This is a genomic window from Streptomyces sp. DS1-CR2, assembly GCF_055760475.1.
In genome coordinates this window covers 6747183-6772638 of sequence record NZ_CM147085.1, presented here as the reverse complement: position 1 = coordinate 6772638, position 25456 = coordinate 6747183, and the positions used below count along the sequence as shown (strand labels likewise).

24 protein-coding genes and 2 pseudogenes are annotated in these 25456 nt (G+C 69.9%); 14 read left to right on the top strand and 12 right to left on the bottom strand.

Features of this window, described 5'->3' with window-relative positions; all coding sequences use genetic code 11:
- Window positions 1-6: 6 nt before the first annotated feature.
- A pseudogene (locus ACY0PA_RS31970) lies at window positions 7-222 on the top strand (pyridoxamine 5'-phosphate oxidase family protein); the annotation flags it as partial.
- Here the strand turns inward: ACY0PA_RS31970 and ACY0PA_RS31965 are convergent.
- Window positions 219-725 carry a methylated-DNA--[protein]-cysteine S-methyltransferase gene (locus ACY0PA_RS31965; protein ID WP_473080956.1) on the bottom strand — a complete coding sequence of 169 codons (507 nt, stop codon included), beginning with the start codon at window positions 723-725 and terminating at the stop codon, window positions 219-221. The pseudogene ACY0PA_RS31970 and the gene ACY0PA_RS31965 overlap by 4 nt on opposite strands.
- A complete protein-coding gene (locus tag ACY0PA_RS31960) occupies window positions 722-2122 on the bottom strand; it encodes a DNA-3-methyladenine glycosylase 2 family protein (RefSeq protein ID WP_473086491.1) in 1401 nt (466 codons plus the stop codon). Before ACY0PA_RS31960 ends, ACY0PA_RS31965 begins: the two co-directional genes overlap by 4 nt.
- A 179-nt stretch (window positions 2123-2301) precedes the next feature.
- On the opposite strand from ACY0PA_RS31960, the gene ACY0PA_RS31955 reads away from it, so the two are divergent.
- The gene (locus ACY0PA_RS31955; RefSeq protein WP_473080955.1) at window positions 2302-2586 is read left to right on the top strand and encodes a hypothetical protein; all 285 of its coding nucleotides are present in this window, start codon (window positions 2302-2304) and stop codon (window positions 2584-2586) included.
- On the opposite strand, the gene ACY0PA_RS31950 is transcribed toward ACY0PA_RS31955, so the two are convergent.
- Entirely contained in the window at window positions 2583-5600 is a 3018-nt protein-coding gene (locus tag ACY0PA_RS31950; protein ID WP_473080954.1) for a Tn3 family transposase, read from the bottom strand. The genes ACY0PA_RS31955 and ACY0PA_RS31950 overlap by 4 nt on opposite strands.
- A gap of 92 nt (window positions 5601-5692) precedes the next feature.
- Complete coding sequence (locus ACY0PA_RS31945; RefSeq protein WP_473080953.1) at window positions 5693-5995, bottom strand: hypothetical protein; 303 nt, start codon at window positions 5993-5995, stop codon at window positions 5693-5695.
- A 338-nt stretch (window positions 5996-6333) separates the two neighbouring features.
- Between ACY0PA_RS31945 and ACY0PA_RS31940 the strand changes: the two genes are divergently transcribed.
- The 4 genes from ACY0PA_RS31940 to ACY0PA_RS31925 all read left to right on the top strand — a co-directional run bounded on the left by ACY0PA_RS31940 (window position 6334) and on the right by ACY0PA_RS31925 (window position 9230).
- On the top strand, window positions 6334-6762 hold the full coding sequence (locus ACY0PA_RS31940; protein WP_473080952.1) for an ATP-binding protein: 429 nt from the start codon (window positions 6334-6336) through the stop codon (window positions 6760-6762).
- A gap of 202 nt (window positions 6763-6964) precedes the next feature.
- Window positions 6965-7501 (top strand): hypothetical protein, encoded by a 537-nt coding sequence (locus tag ACY0PA_RS31935; protein ID WP_473080951.1) that lies wholly within the window; start codon window positions 6965-6967, stop codon window positions 7499-7501.
- Between the two features lie 98 nt (window positions 7502-7599).
- Complete coding sequence (locus ACY0PA_RS31930) at window positions 7600-8532, top strand: peptidase (RefSeq protein ID WP_473080950.1); 933 nt, start codon at window positions 7600-7602, stop codon at window positions 8530-8532.
- A gap of 236 nt (window positions 8533-8768) precedes the next feature.
- Window positions 8769-9230: a hypothetical protein gene (locus ACY0PA_RS31925; protein ID WP_473080949.1), complete on the top strand. Its 462-nt coding sequence runs from the start codon at window positions 8769-8771 to the stop codon at window positions 9228-9230.
- A gap of 37 nt (window positions 9231-9267) precedes the next feature.
- Here the strand turns inward: ACY0PA_RS31925 and ACY0PA_RS31920 are convergent, their stop codons facing one another.
- Entirely contained in the window at window positions 9268-10371 is a 1104-nt protein-coding gene (locus tag ACY0PA_RS31920) for an FG-GAP repeat domain-containing protein (protein WP_473080948.1), read from the bottom strand.
- 763 nt (window positions 10372-11134) lie between these two features.
- On the opposite strand from ACY0PA_RS31920, the gene ACY0PA_RS31915 reads away from it, so the two are divergent.
- From ACY0PA_RS31915 to ACY0PA_RS31900, 4 genes and pseudogenes are all read left to right on the top strand, one after another.
- A complete protein-coding gene (locus ACY0PA_RS31915) occupies window positions 11135-12151 on the top strand; it encodes a recombinase family protein (RefSeq protein WP_473080947.1) in 1017 nt (338 codons plus the stop codon).
- Window positions 12126-12416 (top strand): annotated as a pseudogene (gene mihF, locus ACY0PA_RS31910) (integration host factor, actinobacterial type); the annotation flags it as partial. The gene ACY0PA_RS31915 and the pseudogene mihF, both read left to right, overlap by 26 nt.
- Before the next feature lie 75 nt (window positions 12417-12491).
- Window positions 12492-15557, top strand: coding sequence for a Tn3 family transposase (locus tag ACY0PA_RS31905; RefSeq protein WP_473080946.1), 3066 nt, complete (start codon window positions 12492-12494; stop codon window positions 15555-15557).
- Window positions 15558-15646: 89 nt separating this feature from the next.
- The gene (locus ACY0PA_RS31900) at window positions 15647-15871 is read left to right on the top strand and encodes a hypothetical protein (RefSeq protein ID WP_473080945.1); all 225 of its coding nucleotides are present in this window, start codon (window positions 15647-15649) and stop codon (window positions 15869-15871) included.
- Window positions 15872-16058: 187 nt separating this feature from the next.
- On the opposite strand, the gene ACY0PA_RS31895 is transcribed toward ACY0PA_RS31900, so the two are convergent.
- Genes ACY0PA_RS31895 through ACY0PA_RS31885 form a run of 3 tightly spaced genes read right to left on the bottom strand, consistent with a single transcriptional unit; the run spans window position 16059 to window position 18047 of the window.
- Entirely contained in the window at window positions 16059-16910 is an 852-nt protein-coding gene (locus tag ACY0PA_RS31895; RefSeq protein WP_473080944.1) for an alpha/beta fold hydrolase, read from the bottom strand.
- Between the two features lie 54 nt (window positions 16911-16964).
- Window positions 16965-17276: a Rossmann-fold NAD(P)-binding domain-containing protein gene (locus ACY0PA_RS31890; protein WP_473080943.1), complete on the bottom strand. Its 312-nt coding sequence runs from the start codon at window positions 17274-17276 to the stop codon at window positions 16965-16967.
- A 60-nt stretch (window positions 17277-17336) separates the two neighbouring features.
- Window positions 17337-18047, bottom strand: coding sequence for an SDR family oxidoreductase (locus ACY0PA_RS31885; protein WP_473080942.1), 711 nt, complete (start codon window positions 18045-18047; stop codon window positions 17337-17339).
- 119 nt (window positions 18048-18166) lie between these two features.
- Here ACY0PA_RS31885 and ACY0PA_RS31880 point away from each other — a divergent pair, with 119 nt between their 5' ends.
- Complete coding sequence (locus tag ACY0PA_RS31880; protein ID WP_473080941.1) at window positions 18167-18763, top strand: TetR/AcrR family transcriptional regulator; 597 nt, start codon at window positions 18167-18169, stop codon at window positions 18761-18763.
- Between the two features lie 288 nt (window positions 18764-19051).
- On the top strand, window positions 19052-19972 hold the full coding sequence (locus ACY0PA_RS31875) for a recombinase family protein (RefSeq protein ID WP_473080940.1): 921 nt from the start codon (window positions 19052-19054) through the stop codon (window positions 19970-19972).
- A gap of 301 nt (window positions 19973-20273) precedes the next feature.
- Here ACY0PA_RS31875 and ACY0PA_RS31870 read toward each other — a convergent pair whose 3' ends face one another.
- Both ACY0PA_RS31870 and rsgA read right to left on the bottom strand, forming a co-directional pair.
- On the bottom strand, window positions 20274-20576 hold the full coding sequence (locus ACY0PA_RS31870) for a hypothetical protein (RefSeq protein ID WP_473080939.1): 303 nt from the start codon (window positions 20574-20576) through the stop codon (window positions 20274-20276).
- 300 nt (window positions 20577-20876) lie between these two features.
- The gene (gene rsgA, locus ACY0PA_RS31865; RefSeq protein WP_473080938.1) at window positions 20877-21980 is read right to left on the bottom strand and encodes a ribosome small subunit-dependent GTPase A; all 1104 of its coding nucleotides are present in this window, start codon (window positions 21978-21980) and stop codon (window positions 20877-20879) included.
- A 476-nt stretch (window positions 21981-22456) separates the two neighbouring features.
- Between rsgA and ACY0PA_RS31860 the strand changes: the two genes are divergently transcribed.
- Entirely contained in the window at window positions 22457-22798 is a 342-nt protein-coding gene (locus ACY0PA_RS31860) for a DoxX family protein (RefSeq protein WP_473086490.1), read from the top strand.
- Window positions 22795-23262 (top strand): peroxiredoxin, encoded by a 468-nt coding sequence (locus ACY0PA_RS31855; RefSeq protein WP_473080937.1) that lies wholly within the window; start codon window positions 22795-22797, stop codon window positions 23260-23262. The genes ACY0PA_RS31860 and ACY0PA_RS31855 overlap by 4 nt, the downstream gene beginning before the upstream one ends.
- 69 nt (window positions 23263-23331) lie before the next feature.
- Here the strand turns inward: ACY0PA_RS31855 and ACY0PA_RS31850 are convergent, their stop codons facing one another.
- The gene (locus ACY0PA_RS31850; protein WP_473080936.1) at window positions 23332-24651 is read right to left on the bottom strand and encodes a radical SAM protein; all 1320 of its coding nucleotides are present in this window, start codon (window positions 24649-24651) and stop codon (window positions 23332-23334) included.
- A 61-nt stretch (window positions 24652-24712) separates the two neighbouring features.
- Window positions 24713-25405 (bottom strand): pyridoxamine 5'-phosphate oxidase family protein, encoded by a 693-nt coding sequence (locus tag ACY0PA_RS31845; protein WP_473080935.1) that lies wholly within the window; start codon window positions 25403-25405, stop codon window positions 24713-24715.
- Between the last annotated feature and the right edge of the window lie 51 nt (window positions 25406-25456).

Here is a 25456-nt window from a genome sequence, read left to right as displayed (position 1 = left end):
CCGTTCGGGACGACGAAGAAATGGCGCAACCTCCAGGCGAACCCGAAGGTCGCGCTCGTCGTCGACGACGTCCTCAGCGTCAAGCCGTGGAAGGTGCGGGGCGTCGACATCAGGGGCGAGGCGGAACTCCTCACCGGCCCGCACCACCTGGGCGCGCACTTCAGCGAGGAGCTCATCCGGATCCACCCGCACAAGATCCACAGCTGGGGGCTCGACGACTAGGCAGTGTTCCCCTGGTGGTCCTGGAGGACTCCCTCCAGGACCAGCAGTTGCTGCTTGCACTCCAGGCCGCCCGCGTAACCGGTGAGGGAGCCGTCCGCGCCGATCACGCGGTGGCAGGGGCGGACGATGAGGAGCGGGTTGGCGCCGATCGCGCCGCCGACGGCGCGGACCGCAGCGCGTGACGCGCCGATGCTCGCGGCGACGGCGCCGTACGTGGTGGTCGCGCCGTACGGCACGGCGTCGAGTGCCGCCCACACCTTCTCGCGGAATTCGGTCCCGTCTGTGCTGAACTCCAGGTGGAATTCCTTGAGTTCACCCCTGAAGTAGGCGGTGAGCTGCTTCTCGGCGTCGGCGAAGCGCTCCGGTGCGCGCCGCCACCCGGGCTGCACCGTGCGGCCGCCCTTCTGCCCGGGCACGGACAGAGAGGTGAGGGCGCCCGACTCGTCGCCGGTGAGCAGGAGTTCGCCGAGGGGACTGTCGAGCACGGTGTAGTACACGGTCATGACTGCTGCTCCAACTGTCGCTGTGTCCAGAGGTGTTGTTGTGCGTACGTGCGCCAGGGGCGCCACGTGTCCGGTACGGGTTCCTGCCCCGGCTCTTCGGGGAGGGACACGTCCGGGTCGGCCAGGGACCGCATGCGGATGAGGGCGGCGGTGCGGGCGTCGACGCCGGGCAGGGCGCGCAGGGCGGCCTCGGCGTCGTCGCGGTCGGCGCCCGGGTCCAGGCGCAGGGCGCCGTCGGCGAGGGCCGTGGCGAGCGCGCCGACGGGTCCCGGCTCCCCGGCGAGGTCGGCGGGCGAGGGGAAGACATGGGTGAGGGTGCCGCAGGGCGCGTCGACGGCCTTCGCGTACCGCTCGACGAGCCGCGCCGCCTCCTCCCGCCCCGCGAGGACCCGTACAGCCAGCTCGTCGGGGTCGGCGGCGCCGGGCGCGCGCAGGCCGGGCCGCGCGGCGACGAGTGGCGCGAGGCGCGGGTCGGCGCCGAGGCGCTCGTCGATCGCGTACGGGTCGCTGTCCAGGTCGAACAGGCGCCGCAGGCGTCCCACGGCCGTCGTCAGATCGCGCAGGTCGGTGAGGTGGATGCGGGCGTCGAGCCAGCCGCCGTGGTGCGCGGCGCGGCTAGCGGGCGTGGACCTGGTGCGCTCGTCGACGGAGACGACGCCGGTGCCGTACGGCAGGCGCAGGGTGCGCCGGTAGGTGCGGGCGCCCGGCGTTCCGGTCATCTCCTCGACGCCGTCGAGGGCCTCGCGGGCGAGGATGTCGAAGAGGGGGCGGGCCTGGTAGGGGCCGCGGTGGGCGAGGCGCAGGGGGATGCCGGCCGCCTTTGCGGTGGCGCGGGTGGCGGGGGCCTCGGCGCGCAGCTCCGTGGGCGTACGGGCGTAGACCGCGCGGATGGTGTCGTTGAACTGGCGCACGCTCGCGAAGCCCGCGGCGAACGCGATCTCCGTGATGGGCAGGCCGGTCGTCTGGAGCAGGACGCGGGCGGTGTGGGCGCGCTGGGCGCGGGCCAGGGCGACGGGTCCGGCGCCCACCTCGGTGGTGAGCTGGCGCTGCACCTGGCGGGCGCTGTACCCGAGGCGCACGGCGAGCCCGGCGACGCCCTCGCGGTCGACGACGCCGTCGCCGATCAGGCGCATGGCGCGGCCGACCACGTCGGCGCGTACGTTCCAGTCGGCCGAGCCAGGCACGGCGTCGGGGCGGCAGCGCCGGCAAGCACGGAAACCGGAGCCCTGCGCCGCCGCGGCGGTGGCGTAGTAGCGGACGTTCTTCCGCCTGGGGGTGACCGCGGGGCAGCTGGGGCGGCAGTAGATGCCGGTCGTCTCGACGGCGAAGAAGAACTCCCCGTCGAAGCGCGCGTCACGGCTGCGCACCGCTTCGTACCGCGTGTCCTCATCGATCATCACGCCCTCAAGTGTGCGCCTGCGCGGCGCCGGGGGCTGGCGGGATTCGGACATGGCGCTGGAGCGCGGGGGTGCCGCGGCCCCCGCTGTTCCCGGGGTCCCAGTAGGAACGGAACAGAGAACCGGCACAGCTGTCAAAACTTCTGACAAGGCGTGGGTGGGCTGCCAGGGTGGGGCGGGTGAGCGATGACCCGACGATCGGATTCCTGAAGGCGGACGTGGCGCGGTTCTGCGCCGGCCTGGATGAACTGGCCCCCGCGATCCGGCTACGGCTCGTCGTCCAGTTGCGCGCCGCGCTGGACGAGGTGACGGATGCGGCCCTGGACGAAGGGATGGCCGCGGCCAAGGCGGAGGGCTGGGGACTGCGGCAGATCGGCGGCCAGGTGGGACTGTCACACGAGAAGGTCCGCTACCGGCTTGCCCTGCACGCAGGCAAGGGCGAGCCGGCCGGAGGCCCCGTCTAGATCGTGGTGGAGGCGGTTTCGGGCTTGGCGGTGGAGCGGAGCTGTCCGCCCTGGACCTCGTTGGGCAGGGCGAAGCTGTAGCGGCCGTGGAAGTTGATGTGGGCGAACTTCAGCGGTGAGAGCCGGGCGACGTCCTCGTCACGGACGTGGATGCCCTCGGCCCGCATCTCCTCGATGATCTTCTGGAAGTAGACCGTGTTCCACAGGACGACGATGTTGAGCATCAGTCCCAGTGCTCCGAGCTGGTCTTCCTGCCCCTCCCTGTACGCCTGGCGCAGTTCGCCCTTCTGCCCGTGGAAGATTTTCCGGGCGAGTTCGTGGCGGGATTCCTGTCGGTTGAGCTGGGTGTTGACCCGGCGCCGCAGGAGTTCGTCGGTGAAGTACGAGGACAGGTACGCGCTGCGGTCCAGGCGGCCGAGTTCCATGACGGCCTTGCCGGTCGGGGTGGGCTTGCCGCCGGGGGCGAGGACGCGCAGGGCTTCTGAGGCTTTGATGGTGCCGGAGTGCAGGGAGCCGGCGAGGCGGAGCATCTCGTCCCAGTGGGTGGTGATCTGCTTGAGGTTGATCTTGTCGCCGGTGACGGGGTTGAGCGGTCCGTAGTCGGCGTCCGGGTCGGCGCGGTAGAGGGTGGCGCTGCCGACGTCGGCCAGGCGCGGGGAGAACTGGTAGCCCATGAGGCGGAAGAGGCCGAACACGATCTCGCTGGCGCCGTGGGTGTCGGAGGTGATCTCGACCGGGCGCAGGGCGGTCTCCTGTTCCAGCAGGCCGTCGAGGATGTAGAAGGAGTCCCGCTGGGTGCCGGGGATCAGGATGCCGTGCAGGCCGCTGAACTGGTCCGAGAGGAAGTTGTAGAACGTCACCCCGCGCCGTCGGGTGCCGAAGTATTTCGGGTTCGATCCGGAGTTGAGGGTGCGGATCGGGGTGACGAAGCGCAGTCCGTCGGCGGAGGCCAGCTCGCCGCCGCCCCACGCCTGCACCAGGGGCAGGCGCATGTGGTAGTCGACCAGGCGGGCGTTGGCCGCGCTGAGGGTCTGGGCGCGTACGTAGTTCTGCTCGACCCAGAACAGCCGGTCGCGGTTGAGGGCGTCGACGCCGTCGTGGACGATCGGCTCGATGCCGACGTTGGTGGCCTCACTGGTGAGGACCGCGGCCACGGACAGCTGAAGGTCGTCCATGCGGGAGTTGGCCTCGGAGACGTGGGTGAAGTCGGATAGGTAGGGCACCCAGGAGTCGACTTCCAGCACGATCTCGGGCAGGTCGACGGCGGGCATTCTCGCCTCGATCTCCTTGTTCAGCTCGACCAGGGAGGCGGGTTCGTCCAGGCGGTCCAGGCCGGTGAGGATGATGCGGTCGCGGCCTCCTTGCTGCTCGATGCGTACGGCGGGGTTGGCGGCCAGGCCGTCGGCGAACTCCCGGTGAGCCTTGTCGAGCCGGTCGGTCCACGTCTTGAGGATCTTGTCGGGCTTGGGGTCGAGGTCGAGTTCCTCGCAGACCCTGGTGCGGGCCGCCTCCCAGGCCGCGTCGCCGAGCAGGCGGGCGTTGGGGTCGCCCCACTTGCGCAGGCCCGGCACGAACACCTCGTGCCGGTGCAGCGCCGTGCGCAGGGCCTCGGTGGACGCGACGATCAGCGCGCGCTTCTCCACGCTGCCCACGGGCATCGGCGGGGGCGGGAAGACCAGGCGCCGCCAGGCGGAGGTGAGGACCTTGGCGGGGACCTCCCATGCCTGGATGGGGCGGCGCCGGCCCTTGAGGGACTTCACGAAGTCGATCGCGTCCAGGACCGGCTCGCCGGCCGGGCTCGCCTCGAACGTGAACGTCTTGAGCAGGCCGGGCAGGAAGCGGGCGATGGTGTTGTAGCGGGCGGCGAGCATCTGCTCTGCGCCGTCGTCGGGCTGCTGGGCGAGGAACTCGACGGTGTCGGCCGCCGCGTGGACCGGGCCGACGTCCATGGCGTCGAGCATGGCGCGCAGATCGCCCTCGGGGTCGGCGGCCGTGGCGCAGATGGCGAGCCAGGCGTTGCGCAGTTCGATCGCGGCGGCGTCCAGGTCCTTGAGGGTGCGCAGCCTCTGCTTGGTCATCTTGGCGGCCGAGCTGCGGATGATGTCACCCATCACCAGGTCGAAGACCTCGATCGCCTCGTCGGCGGCGAGCTGCGGCATCACCGCGGCGAACGCGACCAGGGTGGCCAGGCGCCGGTCTCCTCGCAGGTCGGAGACGGCCTGGGCGCGGGCAGCCTTGGCGAACCGCACCAGGGCCTGGATCCGGCCCGGCGGTATCGCGTCCAGGTCCCAGGCGTGGCCGCCGAAAGCGCGCAGGGATTCGTAGCGCTCCAGGGCCTTGCCCACCCCGCGCGCGGAGATGTCGCGCGGGGAGCGGCGCAGCCGGTCCAGCTCCGAGAGGCGCTTGCCCGCGGGGACGACGACCAGCTGCTGCAACCGCTCGGCCTGCTCCAGGGTGGGAGCGGCGGCCAGCGTCGCCCACAGGCGTTTCTCGGCCCGCTCGCGGGTGCCGGAGACCAGCCGCTCCAGCACGGTCACCCCGGGCAGCACCGCCTTCTTGTCCACCAGGCGTTTGGTCGCGAGGTCGAACAGCAGGGTGGGGCGTTCGTTGCCGATCCAGGCCCGCTGGTAGAGCCAGCGGGCGAGCGCGAACCACTGGTCGAACTCGAACTTGGTGTACCCGTAGCCGGCGCGGATCTGCTCCTGGTGGTCCCAGCGGGCCTCGCTGCTGCCGTACCCGGCGAACGCGGCCGGCTCCAGGCCGAGCTGCTCGGCGATATAGGCGACCACGACGGCGGGGACTTCTTCGGGGTTGTTCAGGAAGGTGCCCAGGTAGCGGATGGCGCCGAGCTGGACGGCCCAGCCGATCCGGTTCCGCGCGCCGAGGGCGGCCATCGCCCTTCGACGGGCGGTCTGGTCCAGCAGGAAGGACCCGGCGAGCTGTCCCTCGTCCGGGTCCTCGGTGAAGTGGCCGAAGCGCCTGCGCTGTTCCTCGCTCAGAAAATTGGTGGGCACCGCCCGCTCCTTGATCGTCGGCGTGATTCGCGCGCGACGGTGCCAGGTGACCCCGCGGAGTATGAGGTGATCCCCGATTCCAGCCCAGAGCATCACCCCATGTGATAGACGGGGCGGCCCGGACGACAGCGGCCCCGTGCCGCCCCACGGGGGAGGGCGGCGCCGGGGCCGGGTACCTGACGCGGGGTCGGCCAGGTGACGGGGAGGACGTAGGCGCGGGCGAAGTGGGTGCCGATGTGCGCTTCGTGAAGGTGCCCGGCGATGGCGCGGTCGCCTTCGACGCCCATGACGACGTGGAGGTGGACGAAGCCGTTGCGGATCTCACCGGTGCCGGTCATCTCGCCGGGCAGGTCGTATTTGGTGATGGTGTCCTTGAGCGCGTCGTGCTCGGGCATGGTCGAGACGGGTTGTTGAAGTGGTGTCTCATGTCGGTGAGAGCTGGCAACGCTGCGGCGTGAGCCCATCCGTCGGAGTGATAGAGCCGTGTCGTGGTCCGGGCCGTGTGCGTTGATCGGGTGACGCGCCGCTTGGTGTGTCGGCGGTCCACTTCGTGTCAGCCCGGTAATGGGGTGGGCCGCGCGTCCTCACCTGGTTGAACCGGCCGGTGTCGTCGGCCCCGGGACGTCATGGCTGATCAGCCCGGGGCCACCGACAGGGGTGATCGTGTTCGAGGGAGATGTCCGGAAATCGGGGTAGCCGGTGAGGGTCTGCCAGCCGACTGCCGGAGGCCGCGATGGCGTGCTCGCCCCAGAGGGACCGTGACCCTGACGCCCTGGACGACGGGCTGGTGCGGACGGCAGAGCAGGCCAGGGACATCGCCCGCGGGTTCCTGTTGGTGGCCGCGCCGACGAGTGGCAGCGGGGAGGAGGCGGTGCTGCTGGTGGTCACCGAACTGTTCGCCAACGCGGTGCAGCATGCCGGCGGAGTAACCGGATTCCGGCTGGAGGTCAGGCCCGGGACGCTGACGGTGGCGGTGGACGACGCCAGTACCCTCCCGCCGCGGCCCCGACCGCTGGATCCCCGGACGCCGGGCGGGTTCGGCTGGCATCTGGTGCAGGAGCTCTCGGCGGATGTGCAGGTGAAGGTCCATGCGGCGGGCAAGACGGTGACGGCGACCGTCCGATGCCCCACGGGAGTCAGGCCGCAGCCGCCGGCGACGTGACGGATCACGGCCGGGTGTTGCGCTGGTCGACCTCGACGAGGACGACGACGGCGCAGAGGAAGTATCGGAACAGGTGCGCGGTAGGCCATCCGGCCCCTGGAGGTTACTCCCTGGGCGTGACGGGTGCCTGCCGTCTCTCAGCGCCTGGCCTCCGAGCGCATATACATGTGCGTGGGCATGATCATGTACTGGAGGAGTGGGAATGAGGATCCGCAACGCTGTGGTGATCCCGGTGTCGGTGATCGGCGCCTTCGCGGCCACGACTACCTCTGCAGCGGCCGCAACGTCCGCCGATACGGTGACCACCTTCACGGTGACCGCGACCACGGGCCTGAGCATCACCGCGCCCGCAACCGCGTCTCTTTCCTCCACTGCTCCCGGAGGCACGGCCTCAGGCCAGCTCGGCACGGTGACCGTGAACGACCAGCGTTCCCAGCTGGGCACCACGTGGACCGCCACCGTGAGCTTGAGTCCCGTTTTCACGACGGGTGGCGCTACCGCCTCAGAGACGATCACAGGCAGCAACGTGACGTACAGCCCCGGCACGGCGACCGCCGAGACCAACCCCCCGCACACCGCCGGGACCGCGGGCACCCTGGCGAGCCCCCGCACCGCGTTCTCCCGGACCAGCGGCGACGGCACCAACTCCGTCAGCTGGAATCCCACGGTCACCGTGACCGTGCCGATCTCGAACGTCTCCGGGACCTACACCGGCACCATCACGCACTCCGTGGCCTGAATCCCGCTCCGTACGCAAAAGGGAATGTCTTGTCTGTTCGGGTCCTGGCCGCTTCCCTGGCTTTCCTGGCGTGGTCCACCACAGGGGTGCCGAGCGCCGTGGCGGACTCTTCGTACGACACCGGATTCATCAGCTTCCGTCTGCTCGAAGCCCCGGTCGTGCGGCGTGAGGACCCGCGGGCACTGAAGTACATCGTCGACCATCTCAAGCCGGGAACCGTCATTCACCGGCGGTTCGAGGTCGCCAACAAGACGGGCAGCCGTCGCGAGGTGCAGCTGTACCCGGCCGCGGCCAGGATCGCGGACAACAAGTTCGCGTTCGCCGAGGGCCGCACCCCCAACGAACTGTCCCGGTGGACCAGCGTCCGGCCCGCCGTCCTCAGGCTGGGGCCGTGGGAGAAGACCGAGGCCAAGGTCACCATCAAAGTGCCGGACACGGCGACGCCGGGAGAACGCTACGCCGTGGTGTGGGCGGAGAGCGGAACGCCACCGGACGCCAAGCACAACATCGGCTCCATCATGCGGGTGGGGACGCGAGTGTACCTGGACATCAGCGACAGCCGTGAGTACGCCGACTTCCGCATCACCAAGATCGTCGCCCTCCGCGACAAGCACGGGTCGCCGAGCATCGTCGCCCACGTGCACAACACGGGAAAGCGGGCACTGGATCTCAGAGGGAAGGTGAGACTCTCGGACGGCCCCGGCGGGCTGGACGCGGGAACGCATCTGTTGACCGAGGGCGTCACCCTGCCCCCGGGCGGCAGGGGAACGGTCAGAGTGGACGGCCTGATCAAGAGCCTGCCCGACGGACCCTGGACCGCGCACCTGCACCTGGAAAGCGGCATGGTGCAACACGACCTTGCCGCCCGCCTGACCTTCCCCAAGCCGGGAGGCATGTCGGTCGCTTTGATCGAGATCGCCTCCAACCGCAGGGTCTGGTATGCCGCGGGAGGAATTCTGCTGACCGTCACCGGTGCCACGGTGATGTTCCTGCGGTACCGGCGCCGACGCGCCGCCAGAAACCAGACATGAGTTTCCCCCACTGACACTCAGGGGTGAACCCGTTGGATTCACCCGCAAAGGGCGCGCAGACACCTTCACAGCTCACCCAGAATGCGGGAGAACCACATGCCGGATGACCAGAAGGAGAATGGGTGGGATCGCGAGCCCCCTCATGGGCCCGAATCACCTTGCGGATCGGGGTCGGAGGAGCATTGTGTGCGAACTTCCTGGCTTTGCCTCCGGGACAAGCGCCTCCGGCGGATGCCATGACGGCCGCAGCGGTGTTCCTCATTCCCGAAGCGCTGTCCTCCGCCTCGATCACGGCCCCGGCCTCGGCCAGCCTGGGGTCGGCCACGCCCGGCAACACGCTGACCGTGCAGATGGGGCAGGTGCAGGTCACGAGCACATCGGCGATGCGGTGGACGGCGACGGTGTCGGCGACGAACTTCACCACCGGAGGCGGTTCCCCCGGCCAGACTATTGCGCGGGGGAACCTGTCGTACTGGTCGGGGCCCGCCGTGTCGAAGTCGGGGCCCGGAACCTTCACTCCGGGTCAGGCCACGGCCGCCAACAAGGTGACTTTGGACACCGCCCGCACCGCGTTCTCCTACATCGCGGTCAGTTCGCCCAACACCTCGTGCATCTGGCGGCCGACGCTGATCATGTCGGTGCCCGCCAGCGCGGTGTCGGGCACCTACACCGGAACAGTGACCCACTCCGTCGCCTAGCGGTCGCCTAGCGGCGGCCGCCGGGCGACTTGGGGTTCTACGGGGATGTGGTGTTGAGCAGGACCGACACATCGCCGGAGGTGTAGTTGGCCACCGTCACATCAGGGCGGGAGTCCTCGTTGAAGTCCCCCACCGCGATACCGAACGGCCCGTCACCGACAGCGAAGTCGGTCTTGGAGGCAAAGGTGCCGTCCCCGATGCCCGGCAACACCGACACCGTGTTATCGGGGCCCGCGTTGCCCGCCACGAGATCGAGATGGCCGTCACCGTCGAAGTCGGCCACGTCCAGCGGGACCGGGGCGTTGCCCACCGCGTAGTCGGTGTTGGTGTTGAAGGTGCCGTCGCCGTTGCCCAGCAGCACCGAGACCGTGGCGTCGCTCAGATTGGGGACCGCGATGTCGAGGTTGCCGTCCTCGTTGAAGTCCGCCACCTGGACCCGGGTGGGTGAGCCCCCGGTGCCGAAGTCGGTCTTGGTGTTGAACGTGCCGTCGCCGTTGCCCAGCAGCACCGACACCGTGTTGTCACTGACGTTGGAGACGACCAGATCGAGGTTGGTGTCCTTGTTCACGTCCTTCGCCACGACCGAGAACGGATACGCTCCCGTGCCGTAGTCGACCTTGGTGTTGAAGGTGCCGTCTCCGTTGCCCAGCAGCACCGACACCGTGTTGTCGTTCGTGTTGGAGGACGCCAGATCGACGTGGCCGTCCTTGTTGAAGTCACCGACCTCCACCTTGTAGGGGGCCGAGCCGGTCGCGTAGTCCACCTTGGTGTTGAAGGTGCCGTCGCCGTTGCCCAGCAGCACCGACACGGTGTCGCCGACGTAGTTGTCGACCGCCAGGTCGGGATTGCCGTCCTCGTTGAAGTCACCGACGGCGACGCCGGCCGGGTAGTCCCCCGTGCCGTAGTCGGTCTTGGTGTTGAAGGTGCCGTCCCCGTTGCCCAGCAACACCGACACCGTGTTGTCGTACGAGTTGGCCACGGCCTGGTCGAGATGACCGTCCTTGTTGAAGTCGGCCACCCGCACCGCCTGAGCGGCACCCCCTGCCGCATAGTCGACATGGGTTGCGAAGGTCGGGGTGCCCGCCCATGCGGTGCCCTGAGCCGTGAACAGCGCCGTCACCGCCGCCAACACGGCGATCACGTATCCGCGCCCTCTCCGGGCTCTCCCGGCTCGTCTCTTCTTCGACATCTCTCCTCCTCCGCTCCTGTAACCGCTCGCCAAGCAATGGCCTGAGAAAAGACGCCACGGTCATGGTGACGACCGACTCGCCACGCTCACTTCGACGATCACAGCGGTGACACACAGGCCACCTTGAAGACCTCAATAACGGTCCCGCGTCGCTGAAATACCGTCAACGAATATGACAACGCCTGAAAGATGGAATCAGGTGCAGAAATGCATTTCGTATGGGTGGTGAAATTTCCATCGGCGCACGCCGGAGCAGAACGGGCGAGCCCTGCCCAGCTCGACCCCTGGTCGCCTACAAGATGGACTTCGACCGCGGCGACGCCGCGGCGGCGAACGAGTGGCTGGCCGGGTGCCGGTGGGAGGACGCGATGGTGCCCTACGCGGTGTGGCGCGGACTGAGGTCCGTCAAGCGGGGGCCTATCGCAACCAGCCGCTCGGTGGACCGCACGACGCCCTCGCCGACTGCAAGCTGTTGCTTGCGAAGCTCGAACGGATGGCCCAGACCGTACTCGTACCCGCTGGTGATCTTCCGCGCGCACGAGCAAGGGCCGGAGTTGCACGCGGGGTTACTCTCACAAACGTTCCTTTGCGCGAGCAAGATCAATCACGAGCCGCCGGATTGCCGCCGCACCCGGATTCGCTCGCAAAACCCGTTCTCACTCAAAAGCGGGACGGACCCCCTTCTGAGACTTGCATTGTGCGAAAATCCGGGCCCATGACGGACCCTCAGCAGCCCTCCCCAACCGACCGGTCGGACGCCGACGACGTCGAACAGCACGCCTGTCCGAAGTGTGACGCCCAGCCCGGCTCGCCCTGCCGCTCGCGCGGCGGCGCGGTCGCCTCCGCCTACCACACCCGCCGCTTCACCAAGGTGCCCCGGCTGAAGAAGGCACTGCGAGTGCCGACCCCGGCCGACCGCGGGCCGGGCCGGCCGTGGCGGCCGGGCACCCCGCCGCCGGCGCCGATCGATCCGGACCTGCCGAGCGCGGACATCCGCATCGGCTACGCGCGCTGCTCGGCCCTCGGACAGGAACTCGACTCCCAGCTCGACGCGCTCAGCAAGCACGGCATCCCCCGCGACAAGATCTTCAGCGAGAAGATCAGCACCCGGGTGCGAGTCCGCCCGAAGTTCGAGGAGGCGCTGAGGACGGCGCGGGAGGTCAAGGCGCACGCCCCGCACTGCCGGGTCATCTTCACCGTGTACGAGATGAAGCGACTCGGCCGCGACGCCGCCGAGCTCACCGCGCTCGCCGACCACCTCACCGCTCACGGCCTGGTCCTGGAGATGCTCGCCGGGCCCCTGCCCGGCATCTACGACCCCACCGGCCCCGGCAAGCTGCTGTTCGCGTTCTTCGCCGCGATAGCAGAGACCGAGCGGGAGAACATCCGCGAGTCCACGCTGGAAGGGCTCGACACCGCGGCCCGCAAGGGCAAGCACGGCGGCAGGCCGCCCGTCATCACCGACGACATGCTCCACACCGTGCTCCGGCGCCGGGCGAACGGCGAGTCCGTCGAGCAGATCCAGCCCGACCTGATCATCCCCACCGGCAGGCGCAAGGGACAGAACCCCTCCGTGGCGAGCATCTACCGGGCGCTGGCCGAGCACTCCAAGCGCGAGGCGTACCCCGAAGCCATCGAGGCCGCGCACACCGACTTCGCCGCCCCCCAGGCCGCCGGCGACATCCCCCAGCCCCGCCCGGAGCGCGTCCCTATCGCCGAAGAGACCGTGTAAACAGCGCCGGGCCGCACTCGACAAGGCCGCCGCCGCACGCAAGGAGCGGGCCGAGGTGAAGGACGCCCTCAAGCACGGCAAGCTGTCGCTGCGCGAGGTGCTGGCCAGCGACTCCGAGGCCATCCGCAAGATGACTGTCCGCGCCCTGCTTGAGTCGCTCCCCGACATCGGCAAGGTACGGGCCCAGAAGCTCCTCACCGAGATGGAGATCTCCGACAGCCGGGGTCCGGCCGGTATTCCTCCAGGATTGAACGCTAAGGAATGATCATGGTTCGCGCGGTGGTCTCGGTTCGGTCACTGTGGGGACTGGTGGGGCGCTTGTTGCCTAGCGTCACCACATGTGACTGTCGAGTACCTGTCAGAAGAGCAGATAGCCCGGTACGCCAAGTTCACCGGGGAGCCGTCGGTCCAGGAACTGGAGGAGTTCTTCCGGCTGGACGCGGTGGCGCTGGAACAGGCGGCGTCCAAGCGACGGCCTCACAACCGGCTTGGCTGGGCGGTGCAGTGGGGCACGGTGCGCATGCTCGGCACCTTCCTCTCGGCGCCGGCCGAGGTGCCGCCGGGGGTGGCGGAGTTCGTCGCCGAGCAGCTCGGGATCGACGATCCGTCGTGTCTGAAGCTGTATCCGGATCGGCTGCCGACCCAGCATGAGCACGCCCGCGAGATCCGCAAGCTGCTGAAGATCCGCGACTTCGACGACGCGGACCTGCAGCTGCGCGAGCACATCGCCGGCCGGGTGTGGGTGTCGAACGACGGGCCGCGGGCCCTGTTCGACCGGGCGGTGACGTGGCTGCTGCGCAACCGGGTCCTGCTGCCGGGCCTGACGCCCCTGGGCTACTTGGTCGCGGAGGTCCGCAAGGGCGAACAGGCCCTGATCTACTCGGTGGTGGATGCGCCCGTGACACCGGAGTTCCGGCGCTCGCTCCTGGAGCTCCTCGACGTGCCCGAAGGGGCTTTCCGCTCCGCGTTGGAGCGGTGGCGCAAGGGGCCCATCGACGTGTCCGGGCAGGGCCAGAAGCAGGCCCTGGAACGCACCCGCGACATCCGTGAGGTGAAGGCCGGCGAGGTCGACCTGTGGCGGCTGCCGCCGGTGAAGCTCGCGGAGCTGGCCCGTTATGGGATGGGCGCGCACGCGCCCACTTTGCGCCGGCTGGCGGAGCCGCGCAGGACGGCGACAGTGCTGTCCACGATGCGGCATCTGGAGCGGGCGTCGGTCGATGACGCGCTCACCCTGTTCGACGTGCTGATGGCCACGAAGCTGCTGGCCCGCGCGGAGCGCCAGGACCTCAAGGAGAAGATGAAGGGACTGCCCAGGCTGCGGAAGGCCGCGGGCAAGGTCAGGGACGCGGTCGCGGTGTTCCTCGACGTCCCCGTCGAGCGCGAGAGGGGCGCTGACGAGGGCGAAGAGCCCGAGACGGAGCCGGTGACGTTCGCCGAGGTGTGGGAGATCACCGAGCAGATCGTCACCCGGGAGGAACTGGTCAAGGCCATCGTGGAGTTGGCCGAGGTCCTGCCCGAGAGCGGGAACGAGGACGCGGACGCCGCGTGGCGCAAGCAGCTGATCGACCGCTACTCCACCGCCCGCCGCTTCACGTCCCTGCTGGCCGAGGTCATCCCGTGGGGCGCGACCCAGGCGGGTACGCCCATCGTCGAGGCTCTGCGGGAGTTGCCGAAAGTGCAGGCGCGGCGCAAGCCCGGCGTCGAGCACATCGGCACCCGCCTGCTCGATGGCCCCTGGCGGCGCCTGGTGCTCGGTGATCCGCTGCTCGCGGTGAACGGGATCATCGACAAGAGAGCGTGGACATTCTGTGTCCTGGAGGCGCTGCACACCGCGCTCAAGCGCAAGGACGTGTACGCGAAGGGAGCCGACACCTGGGGCGATCCCCGGGCCCGGCTGCTGTCGGGGCCGGACTGGCAGGTGAACCGGCCGAGGGTGCTCACCGCCCTGGAGCTGTCCGGCAGTGAGGGCGAGCACCTGGGCGAGCTCGAGGTTTTGCTGGACGAGATGTACGGGCACGTCGCCGACAACCTCCCCACCAATGCGGCGGTGGACATCGTGGACGGGAAGATCCGCCTGGAGCGTCTGGAGGCGGAGCCCGAGCCGGCCGGATACGCGCCGGTGCGCGATGCGGTGCAGGCGATGCTGCCCCGCATCGACTATCCGGAGCTACTGCTGGAAGTCCATGCCCGTACGGGCATGTTCGACTGCTTCGAGCACATCGGCGGCAAGGTCGCCCGCCCCGACGATCTCGACATCACCCTCACCGGCCTGCTCGTCTCGAAGTCCACGAACATCGGCCTGGAGCCGGTCATCAAGCCCGGCAACAAGGCCCTGTCGCGCTCCCGGCTGGCGGCCGCGGACTCCGGCTACTTCCACCTGCCGGGCATCAGCGCCGCCTCCGGGCTTCTGGTCGCGCGGCAGGGCGACATCGGCATCGCCTCCGACTGGGGCGGCGGCCATGTCGCCTCCGCCGACGGCATGCGCTTCCAGGTGCCCGTAGGCTCCATCCACACCCGCCCGAACAGGAAGTATTTCTCGACCGGGCGCGGGGCGACCTGGCTCAACGTCGTCTCGGACCGCGTCATGGGGCTGGGCGGCATCGTCATGCCTGGCACGCTGCGAGACTCCCTCGGCATCCTGGACGCGATGTTCAACCTCGACGGCCCGGTGAGGCCCCAGGTCGTCATCACCGACACCGGCTCCTACAGCGACTTGGTGTTCGGGCTGTTCGCTATCTGCGGCTACCAGTTCTCCCCGCGGATCGCGGACATCTCCGATGCCCGGCTGTGGCGCTTCGACCTGGGCAAGGACTACGGGCCCCTGCAGCCCGTCTCCCGCCAGCGCATCCAGGTCGAGAAGATCGCCGCCAACTGGGAGGACATGCTGCGCGTGGCCGGCTCCCTGCAGACCGGGAAGGTGCGGGCGTACGACCTGCTGCGGATGATGACCTCCGGCGACCGCATGACCGGCCTCGGCGACGCGTTCGCGCACTACGGGCGCATCTTCAAGACCCTGCACCTGCTGCAGTTCATCGACTCCGAGGCATACCGCAGGATGATCGGCGTCCAGCTCAACATCGGCGAGGGCCGCCACGCCCTCGGCCGCCGGATCTTCTTCGGACGCCTCGGCGAGCTCAGGCACGGATACCGGGACGGGATGGAAGATCAGATCGGAGCACTGGGTATGGCACTCAACTCGGTGGTGTGGTGGAACACCCTCTACGTCGACGCCGCGGTCAAGGAACTGGAGCGCGGCGGGCTGACGATCTCCGAAGAGATCCGCTCCCGGCTGTCCCCGCTGGTCCACGAACACATCAACTTCCATGGCCGCTACCCCATCGTCCGCAGCCACGGAGAGGGCGCCGCCCTGCGCGCACTGCGCGACCCGGGCGCCGGCGAGGAGTAACCGGGAGAGGTTTCCGCAGTGTGTGATCAAGAGTTGCGGCGTTGCTTGGCGGCACGCGCGACAGGGCCAGCCAGGTGATCCACCCCGTCGTGTCCGTGCAGAGAGCGGCCCCGGCGCTGCCCCACGGGGGGAAGGGCAGTGCGCCGGGGCCGTACGGCACCCGCAGGGGCGCCGGCTCAGGAGTCCAGGCTCTGGGCATGGTCCACGCCGAGCGCGAAGGGGACGGCCCGGTATGGCGGATCGGCGCGAGTGCCGAGCGCCATCCGGATCTCGACGACGCCGTACGCGCCCTGCGCCGCCCCGCCTCCTTATGAGACCTCCAGGAGTGAGAATTTCTTGGCGCGATGGGACAAGTCATGTGCAGATGAGAGCCCGTGCCCGCTGGTTTATGCGGCCGATCGAGTGGCCCGGGTTTCGGTTGTGCGCGGACCGGGCGCGACGGCCTGCCCGGTACCTCGATATCGGCGAGGGCCCTCCCGGGCTTCGGCATCGGGGAAGCGGTCAGTCGGTGAGGAAGGTGGTCACCTGGGCGGCGAAGTCGCGGGCGTGCTGGAAGAGGAAGGCGTGGCCGGCGTCGCTGTAGGCGACGAGGGTGGCGTTGGGCAGGTACTGGACGGCCGTGTAGGCGGCCAGAGGCGTGATCATGGCGTCCTGCATGCCGGTGGCGTACAGGACGGGCTGCGCGATGGTCGACAGGTCGGCGCGCACCTGGTCGAAGGGGATTGACGCGTCCTTCTGGATCGCGGCGATCTGGCCCATGGCGGCGGCCTGGGACACGTCGGGGAGTCCGGCGGCAAGGCGGGTGGCGGCCCGGGCGAGGTAGGCGTGACCGGCGGTGCGGCCGGTGTCGGTCTCGGGGAAGAACAGGAACACCAGGTCGTCGTCGCTGACCTCGGGCTTGGTCATGGTGGCGCCGACCTTCGGGTCCGGGGCGGGTGCGCCGGGCACCGTGCCGCCGGGGCTGGCGGCCGCCATGACCAGCCTGCGCACCAGGTCGGGCCGGTGGAGGGTGAGGTGCTGGGCGGCGGTGCCGCCGATTGCCCAGCCGAGCAGGTCGACCCGGTCCAGGCCGAGGGCCTCGATGAACTCGGCGGTGCCGGCGGCGAGCCCTGCGACGGAGTCGGGCGGGGTGCCGGTGGTGTAGCCGGTGCCGACGTTGTCGAACACGATCACGTCGTGGCCGGCGGCGAGGTGCTCCAGGAACTGCGGGTCCCACGCGTCCAGCGTGCCCCTCACTCGGTTGAGCAGGACCAGCGGGATGCCGCCGCGCGGACCGATGCGCCGGTAGGTGAACGTTGCGGAGGGGCCTTCCACGGTGAGGTTCTCGGCCGTGTCTGCCAGGTAGGTGCTCATAGTGAACTTCTCTTCCATGTCGCCGTGTTGTGGGTGTTGTGCGGGGGGATGTGGTCAGGCGGGGAGCTGGTTCTGCTTGCGCAGCTGCTGGTCGAACATGCGGGCGGGGACCAGACGGCGCATGGTGCGCACCCGTCCGGTCATGGCGCCGGCGGTGTAGCGCAGCTTCGGCTTCGCGCCGGTCGCCGCCGCGACGATCTCCCTGGCCACGACGGCGGGGGCGTCGCCGTCCTTGACCGCCTTGGCCATGTACTCCTCGAAGACGTGGCGCTGCTTGGCGTACACCTCCAGGGGCTGGTCGGGGCGCACGCTGGCCGCGTCGAAGGCGGTGCTGGTCCAGGCGGGCTCCACCAGCAGGACCCGCATGCGCTGGAAGGCGGCTGCAGGGCTGGTCCGCCCCGTCCCGGCGGGGTCCGCCGGTTGCGGCTATCCCTGCTGCATGAACGGCGCGTACAGCTCCTGGGGCGGCACGGCCAGCCCCGCCTTGACCTGGCGGGTCATGTCGTCCGCGAGGACCTCCCACGCGCCCGACTCGACGCCGTCGAGGGCCTGTGCGGCGACGTCGCGCGGGCTGGCCTTCTCGACCCCCTCGACACCGGCGGTCATGTCCGTGTCGACGTAGGCCATGTGCAGTCCGGTGACCGAGATGCCGCGCGGGGCGAGCTCGAGGCGCAGGGAGTTGGACTGCTGCCACATCGCCGCCTTGGAGGAGCTGTAGGCGCCGCCCATGCCGAACCACGACAAGGCCGAGTGGGCGTTGAGGATGTGGCCGCCGCCGTTGCGCTCGATGATCGGCACGAAGGCACGGCTGACCAGGAGCGGGCCGAAGAAGTTGATCTCGAGGTCGCGGCGTACGTCGTCGATGGAGGTGTCGAGGAACGCTCCGCCGACCATCGCGCCCGCGTTGTTGACCAGGAGCGTGACGTCCTGCGCCTGCTCGGCAGCGGCGGCTACCGAGGCGGGGTCGGTCACCTCGAGGGCGAGGGGGACCGCGTCGGGGTGGGTGACCGTGTGCGGGTCACGGGCGGTGGCGTAGACCTTGCTCGCGCCGCGGGCGTACAGCTGCTCCACCAGCTCCTTGCCGATGCCGCGGTTGCCGCCGGTGACCAGTGCGACCGAACCCTTGATGTCCGTCATGAGGGGAACCTTCCGTGAGGGGTAGCCAGGAGAATCGGAAACCGATCGGTTTCCGATGTGCTGCACCGACTGTAAACCGATCGGTTTCCAAATGCCAATCGTCGACGTAACCTGGGCGTATGACCGACGCGCCACCTCCTGCCGCCACCGCCCGATCCGCCCTCTCCCCCCGGGAGCGCCTCCTGGACGCCGCGGCGGAGCTCTTCTACCGCGACGGCGTGCACATCGGGGTCGAGGCGCTGTGCCGGGCGGCCGGAGTCTCCAAACGGTCGATGTACCAGCTGTTCGGCACCAAGGACGAGGTGATCACCGAGAGCCTGGAGCGCACGGCCGCCGCCGAGCACGCGGACCTGCTCCCTGCGGCCGACGACCAGAGCTCGCCCCGCGAGCGCATCCTGCATGTCTTCAGGCGCGTGGAGGAGCGGTCGGCGCGGGCCGGCTACCGTGGCTGCCCGTTCGTCGCGATGGCCGTCGAGCTCAAGTCGCCCGGCCACCCGGCGAGCCGCGCCGCACGCCGCCACAAGGACGGGCTCACGGCGTACTTCCGCGACCGGGCCGAGGAGGCGGGCGCCGCCGATCCGGACCTGCTGGCGCGGCAGTTGACCGTCGTCTTCGACGGCGCGAGCACGGGGGCGGTGGTCCAGGCGCACGGCCTCGACGGTCTCGCCGTCACCACCGCGCGCACCCTTCTCGACGCGGCGGGCGCCCTCACGTAGCGGCTGTGGGAGGGGCGCCTGTCCGGAAACTTCGGGGCACCTCAGTCCGGAAAACTCGAGGCCCCTCACCCCTCACCCCGCACCCTGATCCGGTGACGCGCCATCGAGAGCGCGGGGCGAACCTGCCTGTCGGCAAACAATCGAATGACGACAGGCATCCCGGGCGTCCAATGAACCCGGTAATTCCGGGGCCTGACGGTGACTCAGATCCAATGAGATCCGATGACCGTTGACGACAGGGTTAGATGACAGTCGAGGACTGATGTGGCGATAGAAGCGAGGAACAGCGTGGCCAATCTCGTCTACAAGCGGGTCTCGACCGACCAGCAGTCGACCGACCGCCAGAACCTCGTCCTCGACGAGGCCGGGATCGAGGACCCGGTCGTCTTCGAGGAGGAGCCGGGCACCTCCAGCCGCCTCCACCCCCTGGATCGCCCGAAGTTCGGCGAGCTCCTCACCTACGCGCGGCCGGGCGACACCGTGCACATCTCCGAGATGTTCCGCCTCGTACGCGGAACCCAGCACATCCTCGACGTGCTCGACGTCCTCCACCGCGACCGGCTCGCCCTGCGCATCCACGACGGCGCGTTCTCCGCGATGGCCCTCACCGCCCGCCACCCGCGCACCGGCGAACTGCTGTCCACCGTGAAGTTCATGGTGCAGACCCTCGCCGCCGCCGGCGAACTCCAGCGCGACCTCCAGCGAGAGCTGACGTACGACGGGCTGCGGGCCGCCGAGGCCAAGGGCAACAAGGGCGGGCGCCGCCCGGCCGTCAAGGCCGAGCTGGTCGACGCCGTACGTACCGCGTACCTGGAAGGCCGCTCCATCGCCGCGCTCGCCCGCGACCAGCAGGTCAGCCGCGGCGCCATCCGTACCGCCGTCGCCGACCTCCTGCCCGACTACACGGCCGCCGACCCAGGCGCCCCGGCCCCTGAAACACCGGTCGTCCTCGACATGCCGGGCAAGGTCGCCGACTTCCTCCGCGCCGCTGAACTGGAACCCGCCGAGCGCGTCACGCTCGACCAGGGCGTGACCGTACGGCGCGGCCAGGGCTACACCTTGCGCGTCACTGCCGCACCCGCGGTCCACCGCCGACTCCTCGACCGCTGCCAGCCTCTCGACGGCACTGCGGCGGTCCCGGCCCAGCGCAAGGCCCGCCGCGAGTACGAGAACCGCGTCAGCGCTCTCGGGGCTCACGCCGGGAGCTGAAAAGACCCATCAAGATCAAGAACTGGCGGCTTTTGGGCTTACCTCGGCGCTACCCCAAAGGGCGTCACCCGCACACCCTGACAGCCCCGATCACCGCCTGCCAGAAGCTTTGACAGCTACACCGGTTCTCTGTTCCGTTCCTCGGACCCAACCGACACCGATGCGGCCTGACCCCGAGACCAAGATCATTCCTTAGCGTTCAATCCTGGAGGAATACCGGCGAGACCCCCAGCCGCCGCGTGCGCGGCCTGAGCATTCAGCAGCGCGAACGGCTCCTCGAACGGTTCGCGCCAAGGGCTGACTACCGCTCACGCAGTTCGTACGGACTGATCTCCTCGTACCGGTCATCCTCATCAAGGCGACCGAAGCTCTCTTCCCAGCGCTCCGGCCAGTTTGCCGGCCCGCCAACACGGAACCGGTCGTCCGCCCAACGGGGTTCGGCCACGCAGAAGGCGTGCACCTGGGGCTGTTCGTCACCATCCCGGCGGACGAACCGCTCGTCGTAGATGAGGAAATGACCCATGTCGTCGCGGTCCTCGCGGACCTCCTCGGGCAGGGTGACCACCCGGGTCACCTTGTCCTCCTCAACGTCGACCTCGACCATCACCGGCACCACGTACCGGACCCACCGCTTCGCCACCGCGGCCCCGCCCTTCGCATCACGTCGTCGGCGGCACGCTACCGGCACCGGGCCCACTCCTGAGACCCGTGTCCAGGGCGTCACGCTTGGCTACTTGTCGGGTGGCGGCAGCTATACGAGAGCGGGGAACAGTGCCTGTCAAAAGTTCTGACAGTTACGCCGGTTCTCTGTTCCGTTCCTACTGGGCCCCCTTCCCGTACGGGAGACGCTGTTGGTTAATTCGCGTCTTCCCGTACGGGACAGCGGGGGCCGCGGGAGGCCGTCTCAGCCGAGGCGCCCGCGCTTCGCCTCCATCGCGGCGCGGCCCTGGGCGCCGCGCATCTTCCAGACGCGCCGCATCTCGTCCCGCAAGCGGGCGTCGGTGCGGGCGGCGAGCCGCTGGTTCTCGCGCAGCAGCTTGCGGTAGCTGTCGAGGCGGCGCGGGGGCAGCGTCCCGTCGTCGAGCGCGGCCAGCACGGCGCATCCCGGCTCGGCGTCGTGGGCGCAGTCGTGGAACCTGCACCCCTCGGCCAGGGCCTCGATCTCCGAGAAGACCTGCCCGACGCCGGCCTCCGCGTCGAAGAGCCCGACGCCACGCAGCCCGGGGGTGTCGATCAGGACGCCGCCGGTCGGCAGGACCAGCAGGTTACGGGTGGTCGTGGTGTGCCGGCCCTTGCCGTCGACGTCGCGTACGGCCTGCACGTCCATGGCGTCGGCGCCGAGCAGGGCGTTGGCGAGCGTCGACTTGCCCGCTCCGGACTGGCCGAGCAGCACGGACGTCCCGTCGAGGAGCGCGCCGAGCACGTCCATGCCGTGGCCCTCCTCCGCGCTGACCGCGAGGACGTCCACACCGGGCGCCGCCGTCTCCACGTCGGAGACGAGGTGCGCGGTGGTCGCGGCGTCCGGCACGAGGTCGGCCTTGGTGAGGACGACGACGGGCTGGGCGCCGGACTCCCACGCCAGGGCGAGGAACCGCTCGATACGGCCGAGGTCCAGCTCCGCGGCGAGCGACACGGCGATCACCGCGTGGTCGACGTTGGCCGCGAGGATCTGGCCCTCCGACCGCTTCGACGAGGTCGACCGCACGAAGGACGTGCGGCGCGGCAGATACGTGCGGACGTAGCGCGGATCGCCGCCGTCCGGGTCGACGACCGCCCAGTCGCCGGTGCAGATGACCCGCAGCGGGTCGTGCGGGGTGACGAACTCCGTGTCGGCGCGCACGGGTCCTTCAGGGGTGACGAGGTCGCACTGACCGCGGTCGACGCGGACGACGCGGCCGGGCACGAAGCCCTGCGCGGCGTACGGGGCGAACGCGGCGGCCCAGTCATCGTCCCAGCCGAAATCGGCGAGGGGATGCCGGGAAATCTCCGTGGAGAAAGGGGAGTTCAAGGGGTGACCCTTCACAAGGGTGGCCCCGGCGCGCGCTCACAGGCGCGGGAGAAGTGGTTGGTCAGCCGGTGGCCACGGAGGTGGGATGAACGGGCTTCTGGACGCGGGCGGCGCCCTGCGTGACGGCATTCATCGAAGTCCACCTCCTGGCTTCTCGTGTGTGTGCACACCACTGCGTGGCGGGCGTCGCCGAGCGTACGGGAGGGGACGGCCCGCGCGCCAAGGATTAATTCCTGCGGGCCGCCCGGACGACGGCCGCGGTGCGGGCCGGTGGCATCGGAATCGCCCTCTCCAGCGCTTCCCGCGGATACTTACCGACCAGTAATGTTGCGGGCGTCAGGCTCCCGATCTTCCCTGGAGGCCCCGTGCCCCGATCACCTGCCGGACCCGACGCCGACACCGGTTCCCGCTGTGGGCCAACGACCTGTTCCAAGCCCCGTTCCCCGTCGACGCGCAAGGCACTCGCGCTCGCGGGGCTGGTCGCCGGTGCCGGGGTGACGCACTTCGTCGCCCCGAACTCCTTCGACGCCACGGTGCCCCGCGTGCTGCCGGGCTCCGCGCGCGCGTGGACGTACGCGAGCGGCGCCGTCGAGCTCGCGCTCGCCGCCGGCATCGCGCTGCCGTGGACGCGCCGCAGGGCCGCACGGGCCACGGCCGCGTTCTTCGTTGGCGTCTTCCCCGCCAATGTGCAGATGGCGGTCGACTGGCGCGACAAGCCCGCGCCGCTGAGGACCGCGGCCCTCGTGCGGCTTCCCCTTCAGGTGCCGCTCGTCCTGTGGGCGCGCGGCGTGGCCAGGGCCCAGGAGGCCGGATCATGAGCAAGCGCGTCGAAGTGGGCGACACCGTCGAGGACTTCACCCTGCCGGACGAGAGCGGCACCCCGACGCGGCTGTCGGAGCTGCTGGGCGAGGGTCCCGTCGTCCTGTTCTTCTACCCGGCGGCCATGACACCCGGGTGCACGGCCGAGGCCTGTCACTTCCGGGATCTCGCGGCCGAGTTCGCGGCCGTCGGCGCGCGGCCCGTGGGCGTCAGCTCCGATCCGGTGGAGCGCCAGGCGGAGTTCGCCGGGAAGCACACGCTCGGCTTCCCGCTGCTCTCGGACGCGGAGGGCGAGGTGCGCGAGCGGTTCGGGGTCGCGCGCGGCTTCTCGATCGCGCCGACCAAGCGGGCCACGTTCGTGCTCGGCCAGGACCGCGTCGTCCTCGAAGTGGTCCGCAGCGAGTTCCGGATGAGCGCCCACGCCGACCGCGCGCTCGCGGTGCTGCGCGAGCGCGCGGCCTGAACACAGGTGGACCGGGCGGGTGCCGGGCCGCCACCGCGCCCGGATCCAGCCTGATCCGAACGAAAGGCCCTAGCCGGCCGGGGCCGGCTCCGGCGCGAGGCTGTCCATGAACGAGCTGACGGAGAACACGGCGCGGCCGGCGCCCGCGGGGCCGTAGCCGGGGGGCGAGGAGAGGCCGTACTCCTCCATCGTGGAGCGGTAGGCCTCCAGGAGCCTGATGTGGTACTCCAGCGGCGCGCCCTGCGGGTTGGCCTTGCCGAGCGGGGTCGTCGGCTCGGGGCACCACGTGGTGAAGCGGGGCGTGATGCCGTGCGACATGAAGAAGCGCAGGCCCTCGGTGGTGGAGGCGATGGCCTCGTCGACGGTGGCGAAGCCGGAGGGCTCGGCCATCTCGACGCCGGCCACGAAGTTCGGGATCACATTGCGCGCACCGAAGACGTCCGCCGAGTCGAGGATGCGCTTGTGCCACTCGTCGCGGCCGACGTAGCGCTCCTTGCCGGGGCAGTACAGCTCGAACAGACGGCGGTCCCACACCTCGTAGTTGGGGTGGTAGATCTGCACGCCGTAGTCCTTGAAGCGCTGCACGTCGTCCTTGGGCAGCGCCTGGGCGACGACCTTGCCGATCCAGCGGCCGGGGAAGTGCTCCTCGATGGCCTTGGCGTACAGGCCGTAGAAGTCGGCCTCGTCGCGGCCCTGGAGCTTGGAGGTGATCGCGCCGCCGGTGAGCGTGTAGGCGGTGGACGCCTTCGTGGTGTCGTAGCGGTCGATGATCTGGAGGGCTTCGAGGACCTCGTCGACGTCCTTGACGCCGGTGTACGGGCGGCCGGCCGCCTTGTGCTGGCGCCAGTTGTGGTTGATGTCGCAGTACTGGCACTCCTCCCTGGCGCCGAAGTACTGGCAGACGCGGAAGACCGTCAGGTAGATCAGGTAGCCCCACTGGATGGTGGGGGCCACCTCCATGACCGACTTCCCGTTGGAGAGCTTGTGCCGGTAGTACTCCGGCATCGGCGGGACGCCGACGTCCGAGATCCGCTTCCCGTCGAGGTAGAGCCCGAGCATCCCGTCCTCGTCGGCCGCGACCCGGTAGGGCGACGAGGGGTTCACGCGGACCGAGACGACCGTGCGCCGCAGGTCGTACGGGCCGCCGGTGAGGATGATCTCCTCCGGCGGGCGGCGCAGCGCGGCCTCGCCGAGCTCGGGGAGCGTGCCGTGGTCGAAGGAGAAGATGAAGTACGACTTCGGCTTGACGTCACCGGACTCGTTGTCGCTGAGCGCGGACTTGTCGAACGCCACGCCGCCGCGCAGCAGGTCCTCCTTGAACACCGCTTCCCGCGGCACGTGCGGGAAGCGCTCCATCAGGTCCTCGACCAGCGCCGTGCGGCTCTGCATCCCGTTCTCCTCGCTCCCAGAACCAGTGCTCGAGAACTCACGGTATGCCCCCGCTTGCCGGTCAGCCCTGCCGGGTCCCCGCGCGCGCCACGATGTGTGCCGGGGCGGTGATGCCGGTCGGCAGCAGCGGATCGGCGGTGGGCGCGCCCCAGCGGGAGGTCAGGGGCAGGGTGCCGGCCCACAGGCCGAGGGCCGCGTCGGGCCCGTCGCCGTCGTCGGGGGCGCCCGAACGAATTTTGACGGAGGCCTCGTCGAGCGACAGGACCAGGAGGGTGGTGGCGGCCAGCTCCTTGCGGCTCGGCTGCCTGGCGTACGTCCACTGGCCCGGGGTCGCGTGCTCGGTGAGGCGTTGCAGGCCCGCGAGTTTCTCGTCGGGGTCGGTGACCGTGTGCGGTACGCCGTGGATCATCGCGCTGCGGTAGTTCACGCCGTGCTCGAAGACGGAGCGGGCGAGGACCAGGCCGTCGACGTGGGTGACGGTCACGCATATCGGCGCGTCGGGTTCGGCGGCCAGGCTGCGGCTCGCCACCGATCCGTGCAGGTAGAGCCGGGTGTCGTCACGGCCGTAGACCGTGGGGACGACGACGGGGCGGCCGTCGACGAGGACGCCGAGGTGGCAGACGAACCCCGCGTCGAGGATCGCCTCGAGGTCGGAGCGTTCGAGGCTGGCCTGCTCGCGGAGCCTGCTGTGGCGGGTGCGGTCGGTCTGCGGGAGCGTGCGCGACAGCGTTGTCGCGATGTCGGTCTGGGTCATGCGGTCGGACGGTACTCCGTGGTGATCGCCCCCTCACGGGCGGGGACTTCT